Here is a 9,317-nt window from a genome sequence, read left to right as displayed (position 1 = left end):
CGCGGCCCATGCCGGCCCCGATGCCATTGTGGTCAGCCTGCAGAACGGCGTCGGCAATGCGGACAAGTTGCGGGCCGAACTCCCGTTACGGCGCGTGCTTGCAGGCATGGTGCCGTTCAACGTCGTGCAGTCGCCCGATGGCGAGACGCCATTTCGGGTCCATCGCGCGAGCGACGGCAAGGTTATGGTCGAGGATGGTGTGGACGGGCTCGCTGGCCTGCTCGACGTCGAAGGGCTTGGGGTCGAGGCCCATTCCGACATGAAGGCGGTTCTGTGGAGCAAGCTCCTGATGAACCTCAACAACGCGCTTGTGGCGCTCTCCGGGCTGCCGCTGGCGCGCGAGCTGGCCGACCGCCGCTGGCGCGTCATCCTGGCCAAGCAGATCGACGAGGCGCTCGCGGCGATGAAGGCGGCCGGCATTGCGCCGGCGCGGATCGCCGGCCCGCCGCCGTCGCTGCTGCCGAAAGTGCTGAGGCTGCCCGACTGGCTGTTCGGACTTCTGGCGCGGCGCATGCTGGCGATCGATCCGCAAGCGCGCTCCTCGATGTGGGACGATCTCGAGCGCGGCCGCCCGACCGAGATCGACGAATTGCAGGGTGCGGTGCTCGGTCTGGCGAAACAGACGGGCACGCCGGCGCCGACGATTGAGCGCGTCGCGGCGCTGGTGCGTCAGGCGGAAGCGGAAAAGCGCGGCCCGCCGGGCCTCAGCCCGGACGCCGTCAGTGGCGGCCCTCGATCAGCGTGATCTTCTGCCAGATCTTGCGCGACAGGTTCGAGCTCAGGTTTTCGATGTCGTTGACGCCGTCGATGACCACGTCGTCGTTGACCGATTGGGCAAACAGCGCCGCGATCTTGCCGGTGATCGACAGCATCTCCGAGCAATAGTCGAGATAGCGCGCGAGGTCGGCCGGATTGCTGATGCGGCTGGGCGAGTGCGAGGTCGGCTTGAAGTTCGCCGACAACGCCGCCGGGTCCTTGGTCAACTGGTGCATGTCGATGACATGGATCAGCGAGCGCAGCCCATGCAATCGCCGAAAGACCTTCTTGCGCTTGATCCTCTCCTCGGTGCGGATCAACGCCAGGAAGCCAAGCACCGCGAGGATGACCGTGTTGATCGTCGCCTCGATGCCCTGCACCGACTGCACGGCGTCGTCGGCTCCCGAAATGCGGTCGAGCGGCAGGATGGTGCCGACGAACAGGAACACCAGGACGCCGGTGACGAACGCGCCGACGATCAGGGTGCGCAGCCACCAGATCGGCGCTTCCAGGTCCTTGGCGGCCCTCGCCAGGTCGCGCGACAGCGACACCAGCTCGCCGGCAACGCCGCGCAGGCCCGCTTCCGGGAAACGCTCGCCGATGCGCTCCTCCAGCCTTTCGGCGGTCTCGATGATCAGCTCCGGATCAAGGGTGCGGTAGCGCATGACTAGCGATCGGAAGGCGCGTTGGTGCGGCTGCCGTAGCGATTGGCCCCCGGTTGTCCTGGAAACAGGCAAAGCACCAGGAACGCGACGATCGAAACGACGGGAACGAACAACACCAGCGCCGCGATGCCGGGTTTGTCGAGGTCATGCAGCCGCTTCACCGCCAGCACGATGTTCGACCACAGCGACGCGAGGAAGGTCAGGAAGAAGACGAACGACCACATGTTGCTCTCGGGCGAGCCTTCCGGCACCAGCGTGAAGCGGTAGAGCGGGAAGGCCTGGGCGAGGGCCACCAGCAATCCGCCGAGAAAATAGGCCGCGCGGCTGACGCGGCCCGAGGTTTTGAAGAAGAGCCAGATGAAATCTGCTTTTTCAGGCAAGCGGGTCCGGTCCGTATTGATTGGCGCCTCTGGTGCCTTCGAGGATGCCGAGTTCGATCAGCAGCCAGATGCCGCCGATGATTGGTATGAGGCCGATCAATGTCCACCAGCCCGACTTGTTACGGTCGTGCCAGCGTTTGGCATAGAGCGCAATCGCGAAATAGATCGAGGCCAGCATAACGAGGATGCCGATGACGCCGACCTCACCGCCGCTTTCGGTGGTGAACCGTGTGCCGAGGATCGAATCGAGAATGAAGGCAACAATAGCGAGGACGATGAATATGCCGATGCCGGCCCAGAACTTGGCGCGGTTGATGCGGCCGTCGAAACTCGTCAGCAGATATTTCCAGTCCATAACGCCCCTCCGTGTTGAACCAGCGCGGCGGAACGTCGCGCCGGCGGAAGGTGCGTCCGTTTCCGGAAAAGATCAATCGCGCAGCAATTCGTTGATCGAGGTTTTGGAACGGGTCTTGGCGTCGACGCGCTTGACGATGACGGCGCAGTAGAGGCTGGGGCCGGGCTCGCCATTGGGCAGCGGCTTGCCCGGCAGCGACCCGGCGACCACCACGGAATTGGCCGGCACCTCGCCATAGAAGACCTCACCGGTAGCGCGGTCGACGATCTTGGTCGATTGGCCGATGAACACGCCCATGCCGAGCACCGAGCCTTCACGCACGATGCAGCCTTCGACCACCTCGGAGCGCGCGCCGATGAAGCAATCGTCCTCGATGATGGTCGGGCCGGCCTGCATTGGCTCCAGCACGCCGCCGATGCCGACGCCGCCGGAAAGATGCACGTTCTTGCCGATCTGGGCGCAGGAGCCGACCGAGGCCCAGGTGTCGACCATCGTGCCCGTATCGACATAGGCGCCGACATTGACGAAGGACGGCATCAGCACCGCGCCCGGCGCCACATAGGCCGAACGGCGCACGACCGAGGATGGCACGGCGCGGAAGCCTGCCTTCTCGAAATCGACGGCGCTCCAGCCGTCGAACTTCGACGGCACCTTGTCCCACCAGACCGCCTGACCCGGGCCGCCTTTGATGATCTCCATCGGGTTCAGCCGGAAGGAGAGCAGCACCGCCTTCTTCAGCCATTGGTTGACGTGCCACTTGCCGTCGTCCTGCCGTTCGGCGACGCGGACCGCGCCGCGGTCGAGCAGGTCGAGCGCCGACTGGATGGCGTCGCGGGTTTCGCCGCGGGTCGCGGTCGAAATCGTATCGCGCTCCTCGAAGGCCTTTTCGATGGTCTTTTCGAGGCTCGCCAGATCGGGCATGGACATGAAATTGCTCCATTACAAAGCTGTTAAGGGCTCAGCCTTAACCTGTTTTGAAATCGCGCGGACCCTATGTGAAGCCTTTATGAGGGTCAATCGCGGCTGCGTCATGGGACGGCGCAAGTAAGGGAATTGGAACGGTGGACTCAATGACACCCATGGAAAAGGCGGGTTGGACGCCGCTGCCGCATTCGGACGAGGACCTGGAGCGCGCCAAGAGCGTGCCGGATACGCCGCAGACGCGAGCCGAGACCTATCGCCTGGCCTGGAACGATCCCGACTTCATGACGCGGCGCGAATTGCGCCCAGTGCGTCTGCAGCTCGAGCTGCTGAAGCCGGAGATGATCCTGGCCGAGCGCGGCATCCGTTCGACGGTCATCCTGTTCGGCGGCGCGAGGCTGCCGGAGCCGGGCGGCGTCGCCTGGGCGGCCAAGAACGAGACGCAGAAGAAGAACCTCGAGCTGAACAGCAAATATTACGAGGAAGCGCGCAAGTTCGCCCGGCTCTGCTCGCAGCACTCGGCCACGTCCTACTACCGCGAATTTGTCGTCGCCACCGGCGGCGGACCGGGCGTGATGGAGGCCGGCAACCGCGGCGCCGACGATGTCGGCGCGCCGTCGATCGGCCTCAACATCGTGCTGCCGCACGAGCAGGCGCCGAACGCCTATGTCACGCCCGAGCTCTGCTTCAACTTCCACTATTTCGCCATCCGCAAGATGCATTTCGTCATGCGCGCCAAGGCTGTCGCGGTGTTTCCGGGCGGTTTCGGCACGATGGACGAGTTCTTCGAAGCCCTGACGCTGATCCAGACCGGGCGCATGGAGCGCGTGCCGGTGATCCTGTTCGGCAAGGCGTTCTGGCAAAGGGTGATCGACCTCGACTTCCTTGCCGAGCAAGGCACCATCTCGCCGGGCGATCAGGACATCATCGATTTCGTCGACACCGCCGACGAAGCCTGGGACATCATCCGCCGCTTTTACGATCTCTGAGGAAGCCAGCCCTATTGCAGTTCGGCCAGCCAGCCATTCGAGTGCGCGAAGCGCACGATGGCAGCGCGGGAGTGAAGCTCCAGTTTGTCGGTCGCCCTGGTCCGGTAGGTTTCGATGGTCTTTATGCTGAGGTTCAGCCGCGAGGATATCTCCTTGTTGCTGTAGCCAAGCGCAACGAGCTGGATCACCGACCGCTCTCGCTCGCTGAGATTCCCCGGATCGCATTGCGTGCCATGGCGTGGGCTCAGGATGCGCGCCGCAAGCGCCGGGTCGACGTAATTGTCGCCGGCCAGCACGCAGCGGATGGCCTGCAGCAGATCCGTCGCGGTCGACCGCTTGACCACGAAACCGCGCCCGCCGGCGGCCAGCACCTGGCGCAGGCAGCCGGGGTCCTCGTGCGCCGTCAGCGCAATGCAGCCGAGATCGGGAAACCGTTCGACGAGCCGTTCGATCAGCGTGACCCCATTGACGCCGGGGAGCGAGATATCGACCACGGCGACGTCGGGAAGGGCCTTGCCGATGCCCTCGAGGGCCTCGTCGGCATTCGCCGCCAGTCCGACGATCGTCAGATCGGCCTGGCTGTTGATCATCGCGCCGACGCCGGACAGGATGATCGGATGGTCGTCGACCACGAATATGCGCCTGCAGCACACCTTTAACCTCCATCAGTCTGTCAAAGGGCCGTCGCGTGGAGCGGTCCCCCTTGTGCTTGATGGTCTAGGCAACTGCCCCGCCTGGCGCGGGACGCCCGTCTGTTTCAGCAAAGCCGCGACGCGGCCGCAACGGGCAAGCCATCCCCCGCCTGACCCATGGCGCGGATTGTAAGCCGCGGCCGACGATTTCGGATGTGGAACGCTTCACTTAATGCATGTCGCCCAAAAGTGCGCAGCGGTTTTGGGAGAACGACATGCATCAAAACAAAGACCTGAAGCGCATCGCCTGAATTCGTTTCAGCGCGACGCGCTTTAGGGCAATTCCGGGAAAAGTTCGTAACGGTGTTCCGTCCGTAAATTTGCAAAAAAACAAACAGTTAGGCCAGTTTGGCGATACTGCCGGCCGCTGGGCCGGCCAGCCGGCCGCGGCACCGAAGACCGGCATTCCCGTCGAACAATGCCAAGGGGAGGAGGCGCTGGCGCCCAGCCGTCGGTCCGAGGATTCAGTCGGCCAGAAGCACATCGGCATAGATGGCGGTTCCCCTGCCCTTGGCGGTTTCGACCGTCAGTTCGCCTCCGATCAGGGCAAGGCGCTCTTTCATCCCCGCAAGCCCCAAATGGCGGGAGCCAGGCGCGACAGTGCCATCGAACCCACGGCCATTGTCCTCGATGGTCAGCCGCAGTTTGTTGTCCCAAATGTGGGCCGTCACGCTGACCCGGCCCGGCCGGGCGTGCTTGCCGATGTTGGTGAGGGCCTCCTGCGCGATGCGATAGAGCGTCAGGGCGACTTCAGGCTCCAGCGGCCTCGACAGGGCTTCGAGATCCACATCGCCGGGGATGCCGAGCTGAGCGCACAGCATGCTGACCAGGTCCTCGATGGAGGCGCGAAGCCCCAGGCGATCGAGATCCGCGGGTCGCAGGCTCCAGGCGGCGTCGTGCACCCTGGCGCTCAGCTGGTCGACCAGTTGGGCAGCGCGCTCGAGGCGGGCATCGAGTTCCGCGGAGTCCACGCGGATGCCGTGCAGCTCCAGCGCGACGCTCGCCAGCATCTGGCCCAGATCGTCGTGCAGCTCACGTGACAGGCGCAGGCGCTGTTCTTCCTGTACGGCAATCAAATGCCGCGCCAATCTCCGGCTCCGTGCCTTCGTAGCATCGTCCTTGCCTGGCTGGATAGCCGCCCGCATCACCCCTTCCTTCTCTTTGCCGCCGTGAGATACAAGCCGTTCACGGAGCGGCGAGAAAAGGCATGAAAGTCTGTTCCTCCGTGCAATATACACCCGGCATATGCCCTTATGCCTGTCAGTTTTTTCCCGATGCCTTCAACTTTTCCTGACAGCCGCATCGGCTGAAAAACCGACAGACCCTGCCGATCAGCCCCGATGTTTCTGCGCCCTTTCTGCGCGCATCCTTTTTGCGTGGTCCCGGTATCTTGTGTTGGCCGGGATGTTCAACGCAAACCAAGGAGAACGTCATGAGGAAGATCATTCTGGCCGCGGCTGTCCTGTCGGCTCTGACAGGTTCGGCATCCGCATTGTCGGTCGGTAGCGGCAACGGCAACGGCAACGGCAACGTCGGGGTCGGCAACGGCAACGGGAACGGCAATGCCAACACCGGCGCCTTCAACGGCAACTTCAACGGCAACGGCAATTTCGGCATCGGCAACGGCAACGGGAACGGCAATGCCAACATGGGCGCCTTCAACGGCAACTTCAACGGCAACCTCAATGCCGGCATCGCCAACGGCAATGGCAACGGCAACGGGAACTTCGGCCTCGGCAACGGCAACCTGAACGGCAACGGCAACTGGGGCCTCGGCAACGGCAATGCCAACGGCAACGGCAACTGGGGCGCCGGCAACGGCAACGGAAACGGTAACGGCAACCACTAGCGCCGCCGCCAATCGCCAGCGTTGAAGGACGCTGACGCTTCTGGGATCGCCGAGCCACGCGCCGTCCCCCCGCGCAAGGCTATCGCGACATGTCGCCGGCGGTCCCAGTCCTTTTCCAGATAGAGAGTCCCTTTTCGAGAGACCCTTTTCACGCAAGCCATGGAAGGAGTTCGCAGATGAAACGGTGTGTCATACCGGCGCTTTGCCTGGGGCTGTTGAGTGCAACCGCGGTGAAGGCCGACACCACGACGGGCAGCCAGGCCTTCGGCATGTCGCGGATCGCGCAAACCGCCGGTCAATACGGTCAGTACATCGGCTCGAACGTCAGGAACATGGATCCGCTGAGCAGCCTGGGCGGCAACGTCGGCTACAAGAACACCGGCAGCGGCAACGTCGGCGCCTTCAACAGCGGGACCGGCAACGTCGGCGCTTTCAACGGAAACGACAACACCTCGCAGACGAGCGGCAACCACAACATCGGGGCCTTCAACGGCAACGGCAATACCGGCGAATATGACGGCAACGCCAATGTCGGCGCCTTCAACGGCAACTTCAACGGCGGCTCGTTCAACGGCAACGGCAATGCCGGCGCCTTCAACGGCAATTTCAACGGCCGGGGAAACCGCTGATGGCCGAACTCAGACCATCTGCTTGCGTCCGCCATCGTATTCGCCACGCGACGGCGCGGCTGTTTGATGGAAGCCGCATCGCGGTTTGCACGCTGCTTGCCGCGGTCGTGGTCGCCGACGCTTCGACGGTGGTCAGGATAGCCGACCTTCCCATCGGCCGCGGCGATATCACGGTCGCCGGTCTGGGCGCCGGCGCGGACATCGCCGATGCCTCGAGCGGCAGCGGCAACGCCGGCAACTTCAACGGCAACGGCAATCGCGGCAGCTTCAATGGCAATGGCAACACCGGCAATTTCAACGGCAACGGCAATGCCGGCAGCTTCAACGGCAATGGCAACGCGGGCAGCTTCAACGGCAACGCCAGTTGCGGCGGCGGGTTCGGCAACGGATTTTCGTCCGACGGCAACGGCAACGGGAAGCGCCGGGACGCGCCTGAATGGTGCCGGTTCCTGAAAAACCTGAACGGTGAACTGGGGCTGCCGCCCGGCACGATCCCGGACTTCGACTAGTCACGGCCAAAGCTTGCCGGCGAAGTGCGGGCTGCGCTGCGCCGGCAAGCTGGGGTTGGCTTCAGGCCGTGACTTCGACGATTGCCGTCAGGAAGCCGGCGAGGTCGTCGGTGACGAAATCCACATCGTCCTCGTTCGCCGGGTCGCGCTCCCAGATCTCGGAGAATGTCGGCTCGAAATTGCGCGGCACGACCAGCACGGTCGTCATGCCGAGTAACTTCGGCACCGAGAGGTTGCGCGCCAGGTCCTCGAACATCACCGCGTTGTGCCCGGTGACGGAATGCAGCTCGGCGAACCTCTCGTAGGTCTGGCGCGCCGGCTTGGGATTCAAGCCCGCCGCGACTATGTCGAAGATGTCGTCGAAATGGTCCAATATGCCGAGCTGGCGCGCGGCGCGCTCGGCATGCCTGCGGTCGCCATTGGTAAAGATGAACTTGCGGCCGGGCAGCTGCCGGATCGCCGCGCCGAGCACCGGATCGGGCACCAGCCAGGAATAGTCGATGTCGTGCACCTTCTCGAGAAAGTCGTCGGGATCGATGCCGTAGCGCGCCATCAGTCCGCTCAGCGTCGTGCCATACTCCTGGTAGAGCTCCTTCTGCAGCTTGCGCGCTTCCTCGCGCGACAGGGTCAGCAACTCGCCGACATAGGCGGTCATCTTCACGTCGATCTGCGCGAACAGATTCGAATGATGCGGATAGAGCGTGTTGTCGAGGTCGAACACCCAATCCGTGACATGGGCAAAACGGGCGGGGTCGGGTGTCGTTGTCATGGCCTCCTTATGGCATGCGGTCGTTGGCTTTATCCACAACTTCTGCGCGTCGCGCGTGGTGAAAATAGCCTCTCGCTTCAAATTTTAACCGTCCCGGAAAGGTCGCCTTCAGTGCTTGCTGGCACAGAGGCAGTCCGTCGGGAGTCAACGATGAGTCGCATAATTTTGAAGTCCGCAGCCGTTGCGTTCGCATCGGTCGCCGTCTCGCTTCTGTTGACGCTGGTTGTGGTCCCGGCAATGGGCTTTACGATCAGCCGCACCGTCTGGCTGACGGCCACGGTTTGCCCTTTGATGCTTGCCTGGATCGCCAGCGCCGGCACCTTCTGGCAAACCGACCGGGTGAAGAACGCGCATCGCGACCTTGCCCGCGCCCATGCCCAGCTCGCCGCCGCTCACAGGCGCCTGTCGGAGAAGGCGAGCCGCGACGACATGACCGGCATGCTCAACCGCGAGACCTTCTTCGCCGCGCTCGACGGGTCCCGGCGCAAGGCCGATCGCGGCGCGCTGCTGATCATCGACGCCGATCATTTCAAGACCATCAACGACAATTACGGCCACTTGACCGGCGACGATGCGCTGCTTCTGATCGCCGCCGCCATCGAGCGCGGCGTGCGCAGCGGCGACGTGCTCGGGCGTATCGGCGGCGAGGAGTTCGCCGCCTTCCTGGTCGGCGCCACCGAGCCGGAAGCGAGGCATGTCGCCGAGCGCATCCGCCGCGAGGTCGAACTGATCCGTTTCCGCCCCGTCGATGAGCGGACCGTGCCGTTGACCGTCTCGATCGGCGGCATCACCTGCGGCGAGAG

Annotated in this window: 12 protein-coding genes and 1 pseudogene; 6 read left to right on the top strand and 7 right to left on the bottom strand. The window is 63.9% G+C overall.

The genetic code is table 11. The annotated features are described in order from the left end of the window. A partial coding sequence (locus EOA29_RS15425) for a 2-dehydropantoate 2-reductase (RefSeq protein WP_127221106.1) occupies positions 1 to 745 on the top strand: 745 nt, incomplete at its 5' end. Here the strand turns inward: EOA29_RS15425 and EOA29_RS15420 are convergent. From EOA29_RS15420 to dapD, 4 genes and pseudogenes are all read right to left on the bottom strand, one after another. Further along, positions 723 to 1,421 (bottom strand): annotated as a pseudogene (locus EOA29_RS15420) (hypothetical protein); the annotation flags it as partial. The gene EOA29_RS15425 and the pseudogene EOA29_RS15420 sit on opposite strands and share 23 nt — an antisense overlap. 2 nt (positions 1,422 to 1,423) lie before the next feature. Then, on the bottom strand, positions 1,424 to 1,801 hold the full coding sequence (locus EOA29_RS15415; RefSeq protein ID WP_189350446.1) for a DUF805 domain-containing protein: 378 nt from the start codon (positions 1,799 to 1,801) through the stop codon (positions 1,424 to 1,426). Further along, positions 1,794 to 2,156, bottom strand: a complete 363-nt coding sequence (locus EOA29_RS15410; protein ID WP_126090926.1) for a DUF805 domain-containing protein — start codon at positions 2,154 to 2,156, stop codon at positions 1,794 to 1,796. Before EOA29_RS15410 ends, EOA29_RS15415 begins: the two co-directional genes overlap by 8 nt. A 72-nt stretch (positions 2,157 to 2,228) precedes the next feature. Further along, the gene (gene dapD, locus EOA29_RS15405; protein WP_126090925.1) at positions 2,229 to 3,083 is read right to left on the bottom strand and encodes a 2,3,4,5-tetrahydropyridine-2,6-dicarboxylate N-succinyltransferase; all 855 of its coding nucleotides are present in this window, start codon (positions 3,081 to 3,083) and stop codon (positions 2,229 to 2,231) included. Between the two features lie 143 nt (positions 3,084 to 3,226). Here dapD and EOA29_RS15400 point away from each other — a divergent pair, with 143 nt between their 5' ends. Then, positions 3,227 to 4,066, top strand: a complete 840-nt coding sequence (locus EOA29_RS15400) for an LOG family protein (protein ID WP_126090924.1) — start codon at positions 3,227 to 3,229, stop codon at positions 4,064 to 4,066. 11 nt (positions 4,067 to 4,077) lie between these two features. On the opposite strand, the gene EOA29_RS15395 is transcribed toward EOA29_RS15400, so the two are convergent. Beyond that, positions 4,078 to 4,719, bottom strand: coding sequence for a response regulator transcription factor (locus tag EOA29_RS15395; RefSeq protein ID WP_245464836.1), 642 nt, complete (start codon positions 4,717 to 4,719; stop codon positions 4,078 to 4,080). A gap of 503 nt (positions 4,720 to 5,222) precedes the next feature. Further along, a complete protein-coding gene (locus EOA29_RS15390) occupies positions 5,223 to 5,846 on the bottom strand; it encodes a sensor histidine kinase (protein WP_189350444.1) in 624 nt (207 codons plus the stop codon). A gap of 344 nt (positions 5,847 to 6,190) precedes the next feature. Here EOA29_RS15390 and EOA29_RS15385 point away from each other — a divergent pair, with 344 nt between their 5' ends. The 3 genes from EOA29_RS15385 (at position 6,191) to EOA29_RS15375 (ending at position 7,745) form a co-directional block, all read left to right on the top strand. Continuing rightward, complete coding sequence (locus tag EOA29_RS15385) at positions 6,191 to 6,607, top strand: hypothetical protein (protein ID WP_189350442.1); 417 nt, start codon at positions 6,191 to 6,193, stop codon at positions 6,605 to 6,607. A 176-nt stretch (positions 6,608 to 6,783) separates the two neighbouring features. Further along, complete coding sequence (locus EOA29_RS15380; RefSeq protein ID WP_126090922.1) at positions 6,784 to 7,236, top strand: hypothetical protein; 453 nt, start codon at positions 6,784 to 6,786, stop codon at positions 7,234 to 7,236. Between the two features lie 107 nt (positions 7,237 to 7,343). Beyond that, on the top strand, positions 7,344 to 7,745 hold the full coding sequence (locus EOA29_RS15375; protein WP_126090921.1) for a hypothetical protein: 402 nt from the start codon (positions 7,344 to 7,346) through the stop codon (positions 7,743 to 7,745). Positions 7,746 to 7,806: 61 nt separating this feature from the next. Here the strand turns inward: EOA29_RS15375 and EOA29_RS15370 are convergent, their stop codons facing one another. Beyond that, positions 7,807 to 8,514, bottom strand: a complete 708-nt coding sequence (locus EOA29_RS15370) for a pyrimidine 5'-nucleotidase (RefSeq protein WP_126090920.1) — start codon at positions 8,512 to 8,514, stop codon at positions 7,807 to 7,809. Between the two features lie 150 nt (positions 8,515 to 8,664). Between EOA29_RS15370 and EOA29_RS15365 the strand changes: the two genes are divergently transcribed. Continuing rightward, on the top strand, positions 8,665 to 9,317 hold a 653-nt coding region (locus EOA29_RS15365; RefSeq protein ID WP_145969682.1), incomplete at its 3' end, for a GGDEF domain-containing protein.

Origin of the sequence: Mesorhizobium sp. M1E.F.Ca.ET.063.01.1.1, from assembly GCF_003998155.1 — a bacterium.
Taxonomy (GTDB): Bacteria; Pseudomonadota; Alphaproteobacteria; order Rhizobiales; family Rhizobiaceae; genus Mesorhizobium.
Note: the sequence above shows the minus strand (reverse complement) of the source record. Positions and strands in the feature narration are given on the sequence as shown.

Bases quoted from the DNA above. Each gene is read 5' to 3' on its own strand.
- EOA29_RS15410 (WP_126090926.1), bottom strand. From the start codon at position 2,156: ATGGACTGGAAATATCTGCTGACGAGTTTCGACGGCCGCATCAACCGC.
- dapD (WP_126090925.1), bottom strand. From the start codon at position 3,083: ATGTCCATGCCCGATCTGGCGAGCCTCGAAAAGACCATCGAAAAGGCC.
- EOA29_RS15400 (WP_126090924.1), top strand. From the start codon at position 3,227: ATGACACCCATGGAAAAGGCGGGTTGGACGCCGCTGCCGCATTCGGAC.
- EOA29_RS15385 (WP_189350442.1), top strand. From the start codon at position 6,191: ATGAGGAAGATCATTCTGGCCGCGGCTGTCCTGTCGGCTCTGACAGGT.
- EOA29_RS15380 (WP_126090922.1), top strand. From the start codon at position 6,784: ATGAAACGGTGTGTCATACCGGCGCTTTGCCTGGGGCTGTTGAGTGCA.
- EOA29_RS15370 (WP_126090920.1), bottom strand. From the start codon at position 8,514: ATGACAACGACACCCGACCCCGCCCGTTTTGCCCATGTCACGGATTGG.